We start from the raw sequence: 16,484 nt of genomic DNA on the forward strand, positions 1-16,484 counted from the left end.
GCCATGCCCGGCGGAATCCATCACCGCGCCCGTGGCGGCGCGTTGCCGTTGTCCATGTCCGAGAAGATCAACCACGGTCCATCGCCCACGCGCTTCAGCGTCAGCGTGAATTTGCCGGTGTCCCCCATGTTGTTGCCGTAGCGGTAGGCACCAATGATGTAGCCCGTGTTCCCGTCCACCGAGTACGCCAACGCACGCAGCCGCAACGGGCTGCCACCCTGGCCGGAATACGCGGCTTCGATTGCACTGCGCCCACGCACGGGTAGCTGGCTGCTCTGCAGCACAAAGCCATCCTCGGCGAACAGCGCAGCCAGTGCCTTGGCATCACCGCTGCGCCAGGCCTGCTCGTAGTCGCGCAGTACGCGATCCAGTGTCGCGGGCAGGGCCGCATCGGGAAGCGGCTGTGCCGCCTTCGTGCTTTCGGCATCGTGGGCGATTGCTGGAATTGCCAGCAGCAGGGCACTGCAGAAAATCACGGCGAGTCGTGTGCGGCGCATGCGTCCAGGCCCTTGGGATGACAGGAAGTCGACGAACGCATCCTAGCGCGCGGCTGGTTAGAATCACGGAGGCGCCCGCGCGGCTGCATGCACCGCAGATCAGACAAGGACACGGAATGAAGATTCGAATCACAGGGATGGTACTGACGGTCGCACTGCTGGCCGCCTGCGGGCAGGAACCGGCACCCGATGCAGCAGCACCAGCCGCACCGGCACCGGCCACCGAAGCACCGGCCGCCACGGCAACAGTGGTCGAGAAGGAACCGCCCATCGAAGACGGCGTGGACCCTTCGGTGTGGGACAACGAAGGCGAACCGGAAGACCCGAGCGCCGGCGGCGAACTCACCTGCGCGGACAACCCGCTGGCGACGCATTTCTTCACCCTGGTGGGCGGCAATACCGTGGACGACTGCGGCCGCAAGGACCCGAAAGTGCTGGCCGCGTTCAACGCCCTGATGAAGAACACGGCGGCGGCCGAATCCGCCGACAAGGAGATTCCGTCGCTGCGCGAACGCCTGTTGAGCGGACCCAGCGGGCCTGGCGAACTGGTGGTGCTGCAGGGCGAGCCATGGTGGTTCTACACCGCCTGCCAGGCCCACGACTGCCCCGGCACCGCGCTGGCGATGCTGTACTCGCCTGATCAGTCGAAGATGGTCGGCCGTCTTACCGCGCGCTGCAGAATCTGGTGGCTGGGTGAACCCAGCGACGAGCAGCGCGCGCTGATCGAGCGCGAGCAGCCGGTGGACAAAGAGATGCTGAAGGAAGAAGGCGAGTCCTGCGAGTAATCGGTGGTGACGCCGGATGATGTTCCGGCGGCCGCATCATGCCGGTGAAAGCTGCCTCACCATGTCGGCGATGATCACGTGGACCAGCGTTCTCAGGAAATGCACCTCGCCTTCCAGGCTTGGGCCGATGTCGAAACGGGTCAACCATTGCTGGTTTTCCTGCAGCACCTCCGCGTAAAGCGCCTGGGCTTCGCCTGCGATGCGGTCGATCTGATGGCGCAGCTGCCGGGTGGCGGCTGGTCTTCCCAGGCCCAGCGCTTCACCGGCAGAAACCAGATGCTCGAAACGAAGGTCGTGGAAGCGCGCGACACCGAGAATGGGCCACGACAGTTCCGAGCGTTCTGGCCAACGTGCGCCCTCGTCGGCATACGCGCGGGTCTCGTAACATGCGGTGGACAGCAGGTCGTAGTGGGGGGCCAGTTCGATGCCCCTGCTGTCGACCAGGAAGCTCAGGTTCTTCAGGTGCGCATCGTTGTTGCCGGTGAGTACATTGAAGATCATCCAGTCGAACAGGCGGACGCGCGTCTTGAGCTTGCTTCTGCATTGCTCGACGATGACCTTCAGGGTGTCGATGCTGCCGAGCGTGTACTTGAACTGCCGGTCGAGGTTGAGCAGCTGGCAGGCGTCGATGGCATGACGGCGATGGATGGCATCGGCGGTGATTTCGCGATCAAAGCGCTCGATGATGAAGACCGGCTCCGGTACGTAGCGGCGCTCGATCTTCGGCACCTGCAGCCCCATGCGCTGTGCAAGGCGCATCACGAACCACTCGTTGGCCACGCTGTGGGGATAACTGCTGCTGGTGCTGTCAGGCTTGAGGATGTGGGTCGAGGGCTCGGCGCCCAGAGGTTGGTAGAGTTCTCCCCCTGTCTCGATGATTGCCAGCTTGTGCTGGGCACCTGCCAGTGACATGCGCTTGGCGGCACCCGCCGCAAGCGACGTGCGTGGCAGGCCTTGGATACGCGTGGAGAGTTCCGCATCGGGCAGTGGTTTTCTGCCGCCGGGTGGCAGGCGCTGGCCTGGAGGCAGCAGCGTCAACGAGCCAGCCGATTCCGCGCCATAGGCGGCCAGCAATGCGAACGCGTCCGCGCCATCCACCCTGGCATCGGTTGCCATCAGCGTGCGTTGCTGCTCTTCCGGCAGCAGATTGTCGAAGTACCACTGCACGGGGCGTTGGCTGGAGCCATCGAGGATGGCGGTGTCTTGCAGTGGTAACGCAGGCGCCAGTGGAAACCGATGTGCGCTGCCGAGCCACTCCGGCGCATAGGTGAAGCGCCACAGGTTTGCTGCTTCGGTCAGGCGGCCCACCGGCGCTTCGTCGATGCTGACCTGCAGTTCGCGTGGTGGAAGCGGATAGTGCAGTCCAGACAGGACGGTCGTTGTAATGACGTCCTTGAGGTCGATACGGGGGGCGCTCATGGCGCCTTCCCGTTGGCACGTTTGGCCAGCAGGGCCATCGCTTCGTCCGGCACGTCGATTTCGACATGCAGCCCCAGCTCGTCAAGCACGGTGAACAACTTGCCCCATTGCACCGTGGTACCGCCGCGTTCGACCTTGGCCAGGAAATTCTCGCTGACCCCGATGCCTTCGGCGGTTGCATCCTGGCGCAGTCCCTGATGCTTGCGGGCGGCTCTCACCAGTGGTCCCAAGGCCTCAGCCTTCTCAAGCCTGATCTTCAATGGGAACTCCCCCAGCAGAGCCTGACGCTCTGGATTCGACCCATCGTCTATACCATATAATCCTCACTGCAGTGAGGATTATTCGCGCAAAACCCAGGATTCCTTAGAATCCTTTCGATCTTGAGGATTTCTTGGCAAAAGAAGCTGGATGCAAGAAAATCCTCATTGAAATAAGGATTTATTTGCAAAGGTGTCCAGCCCCCCCCCAAAAATCCTCATGAACTCAAGGATTCTTTGACGTCGTGGGAGCGCGATGCCTCATCCGGTCCATATGGGCAGCGCCACGGGGGTGGGACGTCCGCGATGAGTGGGGTCCAGGTGGGGCCTGCCAGGAGCGTGCCCGGGAACCTCTGCCTGCAGCGCAGGCTCGCAACCTCAACAGGCCTGGCCGCACCCCGGCCACAACCAGCGATGGCCGCAGGCAAAGCGTCTGTTACTTGCTCGCGCGCCGCGCGCCCTTCTCGTCTTCGTCCTTTGCATCGCCCCGGCTCTGCGCGAACTCCGGGAACGTCTTCGCGATCGAATCCTTGTCCGGAAGGATGTAGAACACACCGCCCTTCTCGAACGTGGATTGCACGATCTGCTCGTAGAACGCAGGCGTGACGTTGATGCAGCCGTGCGTAACGCGGTTGTCGTCCGGCGAAGGTGATGCCAGCCGTTGGGCGCGCTTCTCTTTCGGGGTGCCTGGCGGCAGCGGGTGCATCGAAACGGCGGAATCGTAGTCCACCCACAGCACGCGACCGGCATCGTCGGAGGGGCCATAGCCACCAATGAAACGGCCCGCCGGGGTAGTGCGGTCATGGCCTGGAATCGCACTCAGCGCGAGCTTGGCAACGCCGGGTGCGGAGTGATCGCCGATGGCCGAACCGAACAGCGCCGGTGCGGCACCGCGCAGCTTGCCGTCGCCGCTGAAGACCAGCACCTGCGCCGCGGCCTTGTCCATGATCGCGAACGGATAGCCCTGGTTGTCCTTGCTGGCGACCACCCAGCCGGCCAGTTCGATCACCGTCTCGGAGACGCTCTGGTCAGCGGGAAGTTCATCGACTGTGGCCACCGGGGGTGCAGGTGCGTCCTTGTCCCTGGCGTTGGCTACGCCGCTGCACGCAACGGCCAGTGCCATGGCCAATGCGGCATGGAGGGCGCGGCGTGCAGGGGAGGAGGAGGTACGAATGGGACGGCTCCTTGCAATGAAATCTTGGTGGAAGGATGCCAGTGGCCGGCGAAGGCCACTGGTTCCCAATACAGAGGTGGATCAATTCAAACGGTGAGGGAGCGATCAGCCGCGCGGCTTGCGGCCGGCAGGTGCCCTTTCAAGCTGCTGCACGCGACCTTCGATCTGGTCCAGACGCTGGTTGGCCTGCTGCGCCGACTGGTTGGCGGACTCGGCACTCTGGGCGGCGCCCTGCACCTTTACATCGAGCTGGTCGAGACGCGAGTTGATCGTTGCAAACTCGTTCTTGTAAGAGGCGCAAGCGCCAAGGCTCACGGTGGCGATGAGCGCCACGCTGAGTGCACGGGCCATCTTCATGTGTTGCGAGGTCAGTTTCATTCCACTCCCTCCTTCGTCTGGGGAAGCTGGAATATAGCGGCGTTTGTTCCCGGCGCTACCAAGCGCTTTCAGCTGGAATTTGAGTACGTGGATGGGCTGTGAAGGCCTGTAAATCAACGAACCTTAACAAGCGGGATCAAGCGAGCTGATCTGCACCGGCGTATCGCCTTGTGCCTGTTCAATATCACCCATTCACCTGCATGAAGCCTGCATCACAGCATGTGCGTCTGCGTGCTTTCGCCTGCTCCGCACGCAGGTTGCCATCCACTTGCTTCCAGCAGCGCTGCAGCGTTTCCAGGCTGGACAGCCAGCAGTTCGGCGATGGCGTTGGGCATGTCGGGCGCGCGCGCAACATAGGCATGGGCGATGCGGTAGCCGATCCAGTAGCCCAGATCTCCGCGGCGCGTATCGTCGCCGGGGCCGTTGTACAGCCACCTCGAAAGATCGGTACCCATGCTGTCCTGCAGGAACGCGCGCTCCAGCGCACACTCGCGACCCTGCGCCCAATGCTGCAGATGCGCGTTGGCCGGTTGCCCGGAGATCCGTTCGGCCACGTATTCGGCGCCGCCTTCCAGCAGCGTCTGATAGAGCAGGGTGGGCTGCTCGACATCAACGCGCGCGCCGGGCTGTTGCACGTGCACGTACTCATGGGCGATCAGGTGCACGAAGCGGTCGCTTGCATCGGCCTGCATCCAGTCAGCGTTGCACAGCGCTTCCAGTCCAATGACCACACCTGCTTCGGTGGTAACGCCACCACTGTTGCCGCGGCCCACCAGTACGGTGACCGGGGGAAAGCGCGCAGATGGCAACAAGGCGCCGAGCTGATCGACGGCAGCGGCGACGCGCGTGCGGATCGATGGCAATGCGGTCGCGCAGGATCTCGCTTTCGCAAACAATGCCGGCTTGTCCTGGATGGCCCTGGCCAGCCGCTCCATCGAGCCGATACGGCTGTCGGTGAAGCTGCGCAGGGCATCCGTACCCGCATCCAGATAGCCGTGCTGCAGATCATTGGCGCTTGGGCGCCCATGGTTGGCGTCCAGCACCTTGAAGAAGCGCGTGACATCGTCTGTCTGTACGACGATGTGCCCGGCAGGACCGACATGCTCAGCCGCCTGTGCCTGCAGCAGCGCGATCGGTGAGGCGATCAGGATCAGTGCCCGCATCAAGCATCGAGCGTGATGCGCGTAAGAAGCCGACAGCAATGCCATGCGGAGTTCCCTGAACGCCAGCCTTATTTATACACCAGTCAGTTCAATATTCAGGGTTGATTAGACCCCCTAACGGATAATTCACACCTGTCGACCGCCTCCTCTCTCTCCCCCTCCCGGGAGGCGGTCGACGAAACCAAAATAATTAAAGGTGTGTCCCGATGAACAAGAATTCGCTGCTTGCCCTGGGTCTTCTGGCTGCTCTGCCGTTCGCTGCATCGGCAACCGATGGCCTGTCGTACAACTACGTTGAAGGCGGCTACGTGAACACCGATGCCAAGGGCGGCGACGCCGATGGCTGGAAGGTGAAGGGTTCCGTTGCGGTGCACCCGAACTTCCACGTCTTTGGCGACTACAGCGCCCAGGAGACCGACAAGTTCAAGAATGACGTCGACCAGTGGCGCCTGGGTGTCGGCTACAACTACGGCATCGCACCGAACACCGACCTGGTGGCTCGCGTTGCCTACCAGAAGTACGACGAGAAGCGCGGCCTGGACTTCAACGGCTACTCCACCGAAGTGGGCGTGCGCACCGCGTTCAACCCGTACGTGGAAGGCTACGTGATGGCCGGCTACGAAGATTTCAGCAAGAAGCACGGCTACAACCCGGACGGCGAGTTCTACGGCCGCGTCGGCGCCACCGCCAAGTTCAACCAGAACTGGGGCCTGAGTGGCGAAGTGAAGCTGGCCAAGGCCGGCGACCGCGAGTGGTTCGTGGGCCCGCGCTTCACCTGGTAACAAACGCCTGTCGTTAGTGCGTGTTGTGCTGGCGTGTGACTCTCTCTCTCCCACACGCCAACCGAAGCCCGGCCTCGCGCCGGGCTTCACTTTTATGGGACCTGTGGCGCCACAATGCGGCATGGGCGACCCTTCCTCCCTCGAAGGTACTGGCACGGCCTACCAGGAGCATCTGGCGCCTGCGCCGCTGCGTGGCCACTTCGGCCAGCTGTGGCAGAGCCAGCTTCCTGCCGGTGCCGATCGGCACATCACCGTATTGCCCGATGGCTGCGTGGACATTCTCTGGCGCGACGGCGCGCTGTTCGTGGTCGGCCCGGATCGGGTGGCTGCACATCCGGCACTGGCACCCGGTGCACAGGTACTGGGGGCACGCTTCCGACCTGGCCAGGCATTGGCCGCGCTTGGCCTGCCCTTGGCCGAGATCATCGGCCAGGCGGTGCCACTGGCCGATCTGAAGGGCGCGTGGGCGAAGAAGGCTGCAGCCTCCATCGGCGATACCGCGCCAGCGCAGCGCCTGCAGCGGATGGCGTACTGCCTGCAGCGGCATATGGGCGCTGCCGCACTCGACACCCCGGCGCAGCGTGCACATGTCCTGTTCCAGGCGCTCGCCGCGGGTCACGCCACGCTGGATACGCTGGCGGCGCACTTGAGTCTGAGCCCGCGCAGCCTGCGGCGTTTCAGCCAGTCGCAGTTCGGCTACGGCGCCAAGACGCTGGAGCGGATCCTGCGCCTGCAACGCTTTCTTCGCCATAGCCGCGCGCTGCCGCAGCACTCGTTGGCGATGCTGGCCGCTGATGCCGGCTATGCCGACCAGGCCCACCTCAGCCGCGAGGCGCGCGAGCTTGCCAGCATGACCGCACGGCAGCTGCGCCTGGAATGGGGCCGATGATGGCCGTTTTCTTCAAGACCGCCGTGCCGCGCTGACCGAAGCTGGGGCTCCCACCCAGGAGTCACGCCATGAGCCACGCCGCACCCCCCGATGCCGAACGCCGCATCGACAACATCGAATTCAACGTCGCCGACATCGCCCGCAGCAAACGCTTCTACGGCGAGGTGTTCGGCTGGAATTTCACGGACTACGGCCCGGCCTACACCGAGTTCGACGACGGCCGCCTGAAAGGCGGCTTGGTGTCCGACACACCGGTACGTGCGCAGGGCAGCCCACTGGTGATTCTCTACTGCGCGGACCTTGCCGACGCCCAGCAGCGCGTGATCGCCGCCGGTGGCGAGGTGGTGCAGGCGGTGTTCGCCTTCCCCGGTGGCCGTCGCTTCCACTTCCGCGATCTGGATGGCTACGAGCTGGCGGTCTGGAGTGATGTGGATTGAGGTCTTCGTGCCTTCGCCAGTGGACGGAACGAGAACCGCTCCGTCCCCGGTCAGGCGGTTCCGCTATGATCGCCCGCACATCGCTACATGCGATGCGCCCGCCTCAAGCCAGCAGGAACCGCCGTGAACTCCCAGCCCGCACCGATCACCGCCCTCAACCACACGCTCGAAAACGAGCCGCAGCAGATCACCGCGCCGCTCACCCATTCGGCGGCGTTCCTGGTGCTGAAGGTGAAGGATGACGAGGCGTCGATCGCCAAGGCACGCGAGGTGCTGGCCAGCACCGATGACCTGATCAAGAACACCGCCATCCGCGAGATCGAGCGCACCTTCACCTGCAACGTGGCCATTGGTCACCGCGTGTGGCAGCCGCTGGTGGGCACCACGCCGCCGCGTGAGCTGCAGCCGTTCCGCGAGATCAAAGGCGCTACCCACACGGCAGTGTCCACACCCGGAGACCTGCTGTATCACATCCGCGCACGCACCATGGATCTGATCGTGGCGTTCGAGCGCAACCTGTTGATGGCGTTCGGTGATGCGGTGGAAACGGTCGATGACGTGGCCGGTTTCCGCTACTTCGATGGCCGCGACCTGCTCGACTTCGTCGATGGCACCGCCAACCCGGAAGGGCTGTCGCTTCCGGAAGCCACCATCGTGGGCGATGAAGACCCGGCGCATGCCGGTGGCAGCTATGTGGTGGTGCAGAAGTACCTGCACAACCTCGATGCCTGGCGCGCGCAGAAGACCGAGGCGCAGGAAGCGATCATCGGCCGCACCAAGCACGACAACATCGAACTGGACGATGCGCCGGCCGATGCGCAGAAATCGCACAAGACCCTGTGCACCATCGAAGACGCCGACGGCGAGCATGAGATCCTGCGCGACAACATGCCGTTCGCCAACCCGGGCCGTGGCGAGTACGGCACCTACTTCATCGGCTACACGCGCCGCCTGTGGGTGATCGAGAAGATGCTCGAGCGCATGTTCATCGGCAATCCCGCGCCGCTGCACGACCGCATCCTCGACTTCTCCACCGCCACCACCGGCGTGACCTTCTTCGCGCCCTCGCGCAAGGTGCTGGCCGACCTGGGCGACTGATCGCGCCGGGCAGTGCCGCCCGCCATCTGCCTGTCATCTACCGCGCCGACCATCAGACGTTGGATGGAAGTGCAGGAGGCTGGCGATGGCCATGGCAGGAAACAGGACCGGCGTACGCCGCTGGTGGCGGCCATTGGCCGCGCTGTTCGGTGCGCTCGCACTTGGAAGTGCCAGCGTTTCCGCGCAGGAGGCTCCCGCACACTGGATGGCCTATGCCGCCGCCGTGGGCGGCCAGTTGCAGCAGCGCCTGCAGCAGGAGCAGGACCCGCAGGCGCAGCGCGTGCTGGAATGGATGCAGGCACATCCGGACGCACCGACGCCGCTGCCGGTGAGCGTGTGGATCGCGGCGGACGGCCGCATTTCGAAACTCGAATTCGGCAGCTTGGGCGACGCCCAGATCGACGCCGACCTGCGCGCGACATTGCAGTCCGCGCCGTTGCAGGCCGCCCCACCGGCTGACATGCGCCAGCCGCTGCGGCTGGGCCTGCTGCTTACCCAGTAGATCCACGCCATGCGTGGATGCGCCTGGTAGATGCCGACCTTGATCGGCAGGCGTGCGCCAACCAAGGTTGGCGACAACCGGTAAACCCCGGCCACGCACGGCGTGGCTTTACTGCGTTGCCACCTGCGGTTCACGCGCAGCTGCGCTCCATGCGCGCAGCCCGAACACGGCCAGGCCGAGGAAGAACACGTACAGCGCGGCGGTCACATGCAGCGACTTGAACAGGTACGCACCCACGTACACCACGTCCACCGCGATCCACACCCACCAGCAGGCCACGTGGCGGCGTGCCTGCCACCACTGGCCGACCAGGCTCAGCGCGGTCAGCATCGCGTCCAGCCACGGCAGCGCGGCATCGGTGAAGGTGTGCATGGCCGCACCCAGCGCCACGCCACCGCAGAGACCGATGGCCAGGTCGCGCAGCAGCTTGCCGCGCGCCAGTGGCACGATGCGGACGCTGCCCTCGTCGGCGGCGTGCTGCCGCCAGTTGAGCCAGCCATAGACCAGGAAACCACCGAAGGCGACCTGCAGCAGCGTGTCCGAATACAGCTTGGCCTCGGCGAAGACCAGCCCGTACAGCGTCACCGACAGCAGGCCCACCGGCCAAGCCACCAGCCGGCGCTTGGCCATCAGCCATACACCAAGGATGCTGCACAGCGCGGCGGTCCACTCGAGCATGACGCCGCTCACAGTGCGAACGTCACCGACAGGCGGGCCTGTCGCGGTGCGCCGGGGAACAGGTAGTAGTCACCACCACTGCTGCCGGTATCGCGCCAGTAGAAGCGGTTGAACACGTTATCCACCGACAGGTTCCAGGTCACCGCACGTTCGTGCAGGCGGTGCTGGAAGCGCAGGCCGGCATCGAACACCGAGTAGTCCGGTGCGCGTACACCACCGTCGGCGCGTGCCACGTTGGCACCGGCATAGCGCCAGCCGCCGGTCACATCCAGGCCCTGCACGAACGGGAGCGCATAGGCCACGTGCACGCTGGCGCGCACCTTTGGCACATTCACCAACTGATGGCCTTCATAGGCCGGGGTGCCGGTGTCGCGCGCGCGCGCCTGCAGCACGCTGGCGCTGGCCACGATCTGCAGCGCGTCTGTCAGCTGCCCGTTGGCAGTCAGCTCCAGGCCGGTGTGGGTCTGCGTGCCTTCCTCGACGAAGGTGTAGCCGACGTCGCTGCTGTCCGGCTTGGCGTACTGGTACGGCTGCGAGATGCGGAACACGGCTGCGCCCAGCGTCAGCGCCTCGACCGGCACGTACTTCACGCCCACTTCCAGCTGGCGCGACTGCACCGATGGCAGGAAGGTGTCGGCATTGCTGGTCCAGAACGGCGCTTCCTGGCCCAGCGAGATGCCGCGCACATAGCTGGCATAGGCATTGAGCTGATCGGTGGCCTTCCACACCACGGCGGTCTGCGGCAGGAAACGCGACAGGCGGCTGTGCCGCTGCGGGGTACCACGCTTGTCGTAGGCACGCTCGTCCAGGCGCACGAAGCGGCCGCCGGCCAGCCACTGCCAGTCATCACCGAAGCTCATCCGGTCCAGCGCGAAGAACGCGGTCTGGCGGCTGTCCAGGCGTCGTGCGGAGGGGCCGGGCATCTTCGGCGACGGTTCGAACACCGGTACCTGCGCATCGTGGATGTTGCTGGTGCCGACGTACTCGTTGACGCTCGGGCGCTTGTCCACGGTGCGGCGGAAGTAATCGGCACCGAGGGTCAGCTGGTGGCCGACGCTGCCGGTCTCGAAGCGGCCACGCAGCTCGGCACGGGCCTGCTGGTTGCGGCGGGTGTCGTCCGGGCTGCGGTAGTCGTAGACGTCGTAGTCGCCATTGGGCGCGAAGTAGTTGCCCGGCACGCTGCCATCGGCGCACTGCGTGGCGTAGTAGCAGCCATAGGCGAAGGCGACGTTGTCATCGATCACCGAGCGGCTGTGGCCGACCGAGACGCGCGACTGCCAGGCATCGTTGAAGTCGTAGGTGTGCAACGCGGTGATGTTGGTGCTGGCGATATCCACCGGGCGCTGCCACGGCTGGTAGCCGAGCAGGAATTCGCGATCCACGCCGTGCGGCAGCTCGCGCGCGCCCAGCAGCTGGTAGCCCGACACCGAGCGCTGCGAACTGGTCTGGTAGTTGGCATCCACTTCCAGCTTGCCGCGTTCGCCGATCAGCCAGTCGGCGGCCAGCGAATAGAAGTTGCGACGGCCATCGGCGTGCTCGACATAGGAATTGCTGGCATCCCATGCGGCATTCAGGCGCAGGCCGAAACGCGGGGTGATCCAGTGGCCGACATCGACGGCGGCGTAGCGCGAGCCTTCCGAATCGGTGCCGAGGGTGACCGTGCGCACTTCGGCCGGTCGCTTGCCGATGTAGTTGATGATGCCGCCGGGTGCCATCACGCCTGCAGCCAGGCCAGCTTCACCCTTGAGGATCTCAACCGACTGCACGTTCTCCAGCGCCAGGCGCTGTTCGCCGGCGATGGACAGGCCGTTGAAGCGGTAGCCGGTGGCGGCGTCCAGCGCGAAGCCACGGATGGCGATGTTCTGGTAGTAGCCGACCGGCGCGTACGCATCGCCCAGCGAGGCATCGTTGCTGGCCAGCTCGGACAGCGAACGCACCTGGCGGCGGTCGAGGTAGTCGCGCTCAAGCACGTTCACCGACGCCGGCGTCTCCTTCCAGGAACCACCACCGAAGGCGTTCACGCGCGAGGTATCGGCCTTCGGCTTGCCGGCCTGCACGCGCACTGCCGCCAGTTCGGTCGGCGAGCGTTCGGCACCAGTGGCAGCCGCATCGGGAGATGCATCGGCCTCGCTGGCATGCAGCGGCAGCGCGGCGCAGAGGGCGAGGGAGAGCAGGTTGGGGCGCAGGCAGCGGTTCATTCGGTTCGTCTTCGGACAACAAGGGAGACGAAGCGACGGCGCGCAGGTGCACCGGCCCATGACGGGCGTGTGGCTGCGGCTCAAAGCTCCCTACGCCGGTGCAAACCGGATCAGGTTCCAAGGGACTCTCTCAGCCTGGCAGATCCAGGCACCCCCGCTTCAGGTGACCATTTCACTACAAATGGTACGGATTTGCGAGTGGGTGCTCTTCAGGCTGCGGGGTCAGATCCCTGTCCGCAGGAAAGGGATCTGACCCCGACGGTGCGCCAACCGGGTCACGCGGCTGCGCGCAACGCCTGCAGCAGTGCCTGTCCCGGCGCGCTGTGGAACCACGCCGGGTGCCCCAGCATGAACGGCTGCCAGGCCACATCCGCGTTTGCGGTGGAGCCGGTGATGCCTTCGAAATACTCCACTTCGGATAGTGCGAAGTCGAAATGCACCATCGGCAGCAGGTCGGCCAGCAGCTGCACGCGTGCTGCCGACAATGGCAGCACCTTGCGGTAGCCGTCGATCAGGGCCAGCGCGATATCGATGCGCACCGCCTCCATGCCGCGCTCCAGTTCCAGCCACGCCACTGCGTTGCGCTCGATCGCGGTGGCGAGGTCGAACAGGGCGCTGGTGGGCGAGGCCAGGCCGAAATCCAGCACGGTGCTGACCTGTCCATCGCGCCACAGCAGGTTGGAGACATGCCAGTCGTTGTGCGCCCATAGTCGCGGTTCGTCGCGCAGGCGCTCGGCCAGGCCGGCATGCCACGGCAGCACGTCGCGCTGCAGCTGCGCCTCCCACGGAATGCGCGCGAGGTAGCGGGCCAGCCCGGAGCGCTCGTGCAGCCCCGCCTTGATGGCCGCGATCGGATCGTCGGCGCGGATCAGGTCGTCGCGTGCAACCAGCAGATGGGTACTGCGCTGTGGCGCGTGATAGCTGGCGGCGGCACGGTGCAGCTCGGCCAGCATGCGGCCGGCTTCGCGGGCCTGCGCGACATCGGTCAGCAACGACCACGACGCGGCATCGCGGTACAGGTCCTCGCCCACGCCCACGGCATGCAGCTCGAAGGTCCATTCGCCGTGCTCGACCGCGGTGTGGCCATCGGCTGCCGCCAGCACCTGCACAACCGGTACGCCGGCGGCAGCGAGATGGGCGATGAAGTGGTGTTCTTCTTCCAGGCAGGCGGCGCTGCGCACGCTGTGGTGGTGGCGCTTGATGAACACCGGTCCGCGCGTGCCATTGACGATGGCAGCGGCCGACAGTGGCCGAGGACTGTGCCAGTGCGGGTGGCTGTCCGCATCCAGCTGCGGAAAGCGCTGGCGCAGCCACGCGAGGTCTGCGGCGCTGATCGGCGGCCAGTCGGCAGCAACCTCGTCGTTGTTGAGGCCCTGCACGCGGTGGGAGGAAGAAGTCATGCCGCAGCCCCAGTGGGGAAAGTCACATCCAAGGCTGCGCATTCAACGCCATGGCCGCCCGCAACGCAAACGGGCGGGTCATCGACCCGCCCGTCGTGGCATCGTCATCGGCGGTACCGCCGCGCCGGGTTACCAGCCGCGATGGCGACCGCGGTCGTGGTAGTAGCGGTTGTCGTAGTAGCGCTCGCGCTGCCAGCGACGGTCGTCGCCACGGTCGTAGTAGCCGCTGCGGTAGTAACCACGGTCGTAACGGCGATCGTAGCGGTCGTCGTAACGGCGATTGTCGTAGTAGCGACGGTCGCGGCGGTCGGAGGTGGTCAGGTTGCCGATCGCGCCGCCGGCCACGGCACCGCCGACAGTGGCAGCGGGATCACCGTTGGAGAGCAGGTTGCCGGCCACGCCACCGACCACGGCGCCGACCAGGGTGCGCTTGTCCTTCCTCGACATCGCGCTGGCATCGCTGACCACGGCGACACCGGCCACCAGTGCCAGGGCCATCGCCAGACCACGGAAGCTGAGTGCGGAAGTACTGAGCATGTTCGTTCTCCTGTGAGGTGCATGCCACGCTGGGCAGGGAGGGCGCGGGGGCGCCCCGGCTGCCGTGGAGACCACGCTGGCGTTCCAACATTGCCGGAACATTGCCTGGTCCACCGTGCGGCTTGCGCATTCATCTAGCGGCAGGCGGCATGAAGCAAGGCTGAAAGCGGCCTCGGCCGCTCAGCTGGCAGATAAGGAAAGGGCCACGCATGGCGTGGCCCTTTCCCGGTCTGCAAGGCGCTGCGGGCCTAGACGCCCATCGCCTTCTGGGCCTGCCGGGCCTGCTCCTGCTGGGCGTCCTGCTGCTGATGCAGCACGTTCGGCGCGCCCTGCACGGCACCGCTGCTGAGCGCCAGGCTCTGCTCGCTGGCGGCACGGGTCTCCACCGCCACGCGGCTGGCGGCGGGGTCGCCGATGGTGCCCTGCACGGCGAACAGGCGCTCACCGTTCGGGCTGGGCACCACCGAGTCGATGCGCTGCAGGCCGGCGGCATGCGCCTCCTTGGTCAAAGCCGCAGCAGCGCTTTCCAGCGTGTGGCGGTCCTTGAAGGTCCCGGCCGGCAGCAGTTCCAGACCCTTGCTGGCCTGGATGAACAACGGATTGCGCGGGTGCCGCTCGTCGTTCAGCAACGGCCGTTCGCGTGCGTCCTTGATTGCCTCCAGGGTCTTCGCTCCGACAATGCCGTCGACCACCAGGCCGTTGTCCTTCTGCAGCTGGCGCACTGCCGCGTCGGTGTTGCGGCCGAAGCGGCCATCTTCGACCAGCGGCTTGCCGTCGGCGCCGACGTAGCCCAGGTGGCCCAGCTGCTCCTGCACCTTGCGCACGCCCTCGCTGTGCGCGCCCTGCTTGTACAGTTCGGCGTGCGGCGTGGCAGCGGCCTTGTGCTCGGCCGCAGGCTTGCCCTGGGTCTGCTCGTGCGACGGGGTGCGGTTTTCCAGCAGGTCGCGCGCCTTGGACAGCGGATCGGAGGCGTACAGCTTCCAGTTCGGGTGGTCCTTCACCTGCTTGAGGTAGTCCTCGACCGGCATGGTGTGCACGCCCTTGCTGCCGGTGGACTGGCTGATCAGCAGCTTGTCGGTGTTGGGGTCGCGCACCACCATCACGATGTGGTCGATGCCGTTCCAGTGCTCATGGCGGGTCCTGGCCGTATCCAGGCCGATGATCATGCCTTCCTTCAGCGCATCGGGCTTCAGGATCGCGTCGCGGTCCAGCAGCACGCCGGACTGGTCGAACGCCTTGCGCACGATCCCACCGGAACCGAGGTTGCCCAGGTCGATGCGATCAGCCTTGCTGAACACCGCGTGCCCGGCCTTCTGGTTGATCTCGTCCATGGTCCGGTTCTGCAGCGTGCCGACCCAGCCGGAACAGTCGATGTAACCCTGCTCCACGTTCTTGCCGGTCTTGCCCGGTACGTACAGCGCGTGGCCCGGGATGTTGATGGCGTACTTGACGTCGTCGTACTTCACGCCGGCCTCGTAGGCGGCCTGCAGTTCAATGCCTGGCTTCGGTGTGGCAGCTGCCGTTGCGGTTGCCGCCAGCGTGGCTGCACCCGCCGCCACGGCTGCGCTGGCCTGTGCAGGCGCTGCCGGGGTCTGGGTCTGGCCCTGGCCCTGCGCCACCGCCTGCGGTTCGATGTTCTTTTCCGGAATGCTGATCGCCGCGTACTTGTGGATGTAGTAGCTGGAGAATGTCCGCGCCAGGTCGCCATCGTTCATGCCGCGCATCTCGGCCAGGGTGTGGCCGGTCAGCGCCTTGGCATCCGAGCCGATCTGGTTCAGTACGTTGCGGCGCATGTTGATTTCTTCGCCATCGCCGTTGCGCACCACGCCGAAGGTGCCGGTGGCGATCGCAGTCTGCACCGAGCCATAGCCGGCGCTGCCCTGCTGGTGGGCCAGGTACAGGTCCAGGCCGGTGGGCGTGTTGCCCCCGGACAGGTACGGATTGCCGGTGCGCTCGTTGCGGCGCGCCATCGACTCCAGGTTGTCCTGGTACATCTGCGCGGCTGCTTCGGTGTTGCGGGTCGGATCGAACTCGTGGCCGGTCAGGTGGTACTGGCGCGCGGAACCGGGCACGAACTGGAACAGGCCCTTGGCACCGGACGAGGTGTTGTGCGCGCGCTCGTTGAAGCTGCCGCCGGTCTCGATGTGCGCGAAGCGCATGAAGTCATCCACGGGGATGCCCTTCTGCCTGGCGACCTGCTCGACGATGTCCAGGACTTCCTTTCTGCTGTAGTCATGCTGTGCCATGACGTTTTCCTCGGGGTTGATGGAGCGGCGGATGCCGCGAATCG

At 65.5% G+C, this 16,484-nt stretch carries 17 protein-coding genes and 1 riboswitch; of the genes, 6 read left to right on the forward strand and 11 right to left on the reverse strand.

What is annotated here, in order from left to right; genetic code table 11:
- Positions 1-20 precede the first annotated feature (20 nt).
- Complete coding sequence (locus tag SMAL_RS00685; RefSeq protein ID WP_012509699.1) at positions 21-497, reverse strand: YybH family protein; 477 nt, start codon at positions 495-497, stop codon at positions 21-23.
- Between the two features lie 116 nt (positions 498-613).
- Between SMAL_RS00685 and SMAL_RS00690 the strand changes: the two genes are divergently transcribed.
- Complete coding sequence (locus SMAL_RS00690) at positions 614-1,282, forward strand: Ivy family c-type lysozyme inhibitor (RefSeq protein WP_012509700.1); 669 nt, start codon at positions 614-616, stop codon at positions 1,280-1,282.
- Positions 1,283-1,318: 36 nt separating this feature from the next.
- On the opposite strand, the gene SMAL_RS00695 is transcribed toward SMAL_RS00690, so the two are convergent.
- The 5 genes from SMAL_RS00695 to SMAL_RS00715 form a co-directional block, all read right to left on the reverse strand.
- Positions 1,319-2,701: a HipA domain-containing protein gene (locus SMAL_RS00695; RefSeq protein WP_012509701.1), complete on the reverse strand. Its 1,383-nt coding sequence runs from the start codon at positions 2,699-2,701 to the stop codon at positions 1,319-1,321.
- Entirely contained in the window at positions 2,698-2,961 is a 264-nt protein-coding gene (locus SMAL_RS00700; RefSeq protein ID WP_012509702.1) for a helix-turn-helix domain-containing protein, read from the reverse strand. The genes SMAL_RS00695 and SMAL_RS00700 overlap by 4 nt, the downstream gene beginning before the upstream one ends.
- A gap of 433 nt (positions 2,962-3,394) precedes the next feature.
- The gene (locus SMAL_RS00705; RefSeq protein WP_004134734.1) at positions 3,395-4,081 is read right to left on the reverse strand and encodes a L,D-transpeptidase family protein; all 687 of its coding nucleotides are present in this window, start codon (positions 4,079-4,081) and stop codon (positions 3,395-3,397) included.
- Positions 4,082-4,237: 156 nt separating this feature from the next.
- The gene (locus SMAL_RS00710; RefSeq protein ID WP_012509703.1) at positions 4,238-4,510 is read right to left on the reverse strand and encodes a hypothetical protein; all 273 of its coding nucleotides are present in this window, start codon (positions 4,508-4,510) and stop codon (positions 4,238-4,240) included.
- A gap of 212 nt (positions 4,511-4,722) precedes the next feature.
- Positions 4,723-5,673 carry a DUF2268 domain-containing putative Zn-dependent protease gene (locus SMAL_RS00715; protein ID WP_041864453.1) on the reverse strand — a complete coding sequence of 317 codons (951 nt, stop codon included), beginning with the start codon at positions 5,671-5,673 and terminating at the stop codon, positions 4,723-4,725.
- Between the two features lie 206 nt (positions 5,674-5,879).
- On the opposite strand from SMAL_RS00715, the gene SMAL_RS00720 reads away from it, so the two are divergent.
- The 5 genes from SMAL_RS00720 to SMAL_RS00740 all read left to right on the forward strand — a co-directional run bounded on the left by SMAL_RS00720 (position 5,880) and on the right by SMAL_RS00740 (position 9,381).
- On the forward strand, positions 5,880-6,455 hold the full coding sequence (locus SMAL_RS00720) for an OmpO family porin (protein WP_004134798.1): 576 nt from the start codon (positions 5,880-5,882) through the stop codon (positions 6,453-6,455).
- 121 nt (positions 6,456-6,576) lie between these two features.
- The gene (locus SMAL_RS00725) at positions 6,577-7,344 is read left to right on the forward strand and encodes a helix-turn-helix transcriptional regulator (protein ID WP_012509705.1); all 768 of its coding nucleotides are present in this window, start codon (positions 6,577-6,579) and stop codon (positions 7,342-7,344) included.
- Positions 7,345-7,412: 68 nt separating this feature from the next.
- Complete coding sequence (locus tag SMAL_RS00730; protein ID WP_012509706.1) at positions 7,413-7,781, forward strand: VOC family protein; 369 nt, start codon at positions 7,413-7,415, stop codon at positions 7,779-7,781.
- 123 nt (positions 7,782-7,904) lie between these two features.
- The gene (locus SMAL_RS00735; RefSeq protein ID WP_012509707.1) at positions 7,905-8,879 is read left to right on the forward strand and encodes a Dyp-type peroxidase; all 975 of its coding nucleotides are present in this window, start codon (positions 7,905-7,907) and stop codon (positions 8,877-8,879) included.
- Between the two features lie 85 nt (positions 8,880-8,964).
- On the forward strand, positions 8,965-9,381 hold the full coding sequence (locus tag SMAL_RS00740; protein ID WP_012509708.1) for a hypothetical protein: 417 nt from the start codon (positions 8,965-8,967) through the stop codon (positions 9,379-9,381).
- A 108-nt stretch (positions 9,382-9,489) separates the two neighbouring features.
- On the opposite strand, the gene pnuC is transcribed toward SMAL_RS00740, so the two are convergent.
- The 5 genes from pnuC to SMAL_RS00770 form a co-directional block, all read right to left on the reverse strand.
- Positions 9,490-10,059 (reverse strand): nicotinamide riboside transporter PnuC, encoded by a 570-nt coding sequence (gene pnuC / locus SMAL_RS00745; RefSeq protein ID WP_012509709.1) that lies wholly within the window; start codon positions 10,057-10,059, stop codon positions 9,490-9,492.
- Positions 10,060-10,067: 8 nt separating this feature from the next.
- Positions 10,068-12,257 carry a TonB-dependent siderophore receptor gene (locus tag SMAL_RS00750; protein ID WP_012509710.1) on the reverse strand — a complete coding sequence of 730 codons (2,190 nt, stop codon included), beginning with the start codon at positions 12,255-12,257 and terminating at the stop codon, positions 10,068-10,070.
- A 70-nt stretch (positions 12,258-12,327) separates the two neighbouring features.
- A riboswitch (TPP riboswitch) is annotated at positions 12,328-12,423 on the reverse strand.
- A gap of 109 nt (positions 12,424-12,532) precedes the next feature.
- Positions 12,533-13,657, reverse strand: a complete 1,125-nt coding sequence (locus SMAL_RS00760) for a phosphotransferase enzyme family protein (protein ID WP_012509711.1) — start codon at positions 13,655-13,657, stop codon at positions 12,533-12,535.
- Between the two features lie 129 nt (positions 13,658-13,786).
- On the reverse strand, positions 13,787-14,194 hold the full coding sequence (locus tag SMAL_RS00765) for a glycine zipper 2TM domain-containing protein (protein ID WP_005411889.1): 408 nt from the start codon (positions 14,192-14,194) through the stop codon (positions 13,787-13,789).
- Positions 14,195-14,442: 248 nt separating this feature from the next.
- On the reverse strand, positions 14,443-16,440 hold the full coding sequence (locus tag SMAL_RS00770; protein WP_012509712.1) for a peptidoglycan-binding domain-containing protein: 1,998 nt from the start codon (positions 16,438-16,440) through the stop codon (positions 14,443-14,445).
- Positions 16,441-16,484 lie beyond the last annotated feature (44 nt).

It is taken from the genome of Stenotrophomonas maltophilia R551-3 (assembly GCF_000020665.1).
GTDB lineage: Bacteria > Pseudomonadota > Gammaproteobacteria > Xanthomonadales > Xanthomonadaceae > Stenotrophomonas > Stenotrophomonas maltophilia_L.

Bases quoted from the DNA above. Each gene is read 5' to 3' on its own strand.
- SMAL_RS00685 (WP_012509699.1), bottom strand. From the start codon at position 497: ATGCGCCGCACACGACTCGCCGTGATTTTCTGCAGTGCCCTGCTGCTG.
- SMAL_RS00690 (WP_012509700.1), top strand. From the start codon at position 614: ATGAAGATTCGAATCACAGGGATGGTACTGACGGTCGCACTGCTGGCC.
- SMAL_RS00695 (WP_012509701.1), bottom strand. From the start codon at position 2,701: ATGAGCGCCCCCCGTATCGACCTCAAGGACGTCATTACAACGACCGTC.
- SMAL_RS00705 (WP_004134734.1), bottom strand. From the start codon at position 4,081: ATGGCACTGGCCGTTGCGTGCAGCGGCGTAGCCAACGCCAGGGACAAG.
- SMAL_RS00710 (WP_012509703.1), bottom strand. From the start codon at position 4,510: ATGAAACTGACCTCGCAACACATGAAGATGGCCCGTGCACTCAGCGTG.
- SMAL_RS00715 (WP_041864453.1), bottom strand. From the start codon at position 5,673: ATGCGGGCACTGATCCTGATCGCCTCACCGATCGCGCTGCTGCAGGCA.
- SMAL_RS00720 (WP_004134798.1), top strand. From the start codon at position 5,880: ATGAACAAGAATTCGCTGCTTGCCCTGGGTCTTCTGGCTGCTCTGCCG.
- SMAL_RS00725 (WP_012509705.1), top strand. From the start codon at position 6,577: ATGGGCGACCCTTCCTCCCTCGAAGGTACTGGCACGGCCTACCAGGAG.
- SMAL_RS00730 (WP_012509706.1), top strand. From the start codon at position 7,413: ATGAGCCACGCCGCACCCCCCGATGCCGAACGCCGCATCGACAACATC.
- SMAL_RS00740 (WP_012509708.1), top strand. From the start codon at position 8,965: ATGGCCATGGCAGGAAACAGGACCGGCGTACGCCGCTGGTGGCGGCCA.
- pnuC (WP_012509709.1), bottom strand. From the start codon at position 10,059: ATGCTCGAGTGGACCGCCGCGCTGTGCAGCATCCTTGGTGTATGGCTG.
- SMAL_RS00750 (WP_012509710.1), bottom strand. From the start codon at position 12,257: ATGAACCGCTGCCTGCGCCCCAACCTGCTCTCCCTCGCCCTCTGCGCC.
- SMAL_RS00760 (WP_012509711.1), bottom strand. From the start codon at position 13,657: ATGACTTCTTCCTCCCACCGCGTGCAGGGCCTCAACAACGACGAGGTT.
- SMAL_RS00765 (WP_005411889.1), bottom strand. From the start codon at position 14,194: ATGCTCAGTACTTCCGCACTCAGCTTCCGTGGTCTGGCGATGGCCCTG.
- SMAL_RS00770 (WP_012509712.1), bottom strand. From the start codon at position 16,440: ATGGCACAGCATGACTACAGCAGAAAGGAAGTCCTGGACATCGTCGAG.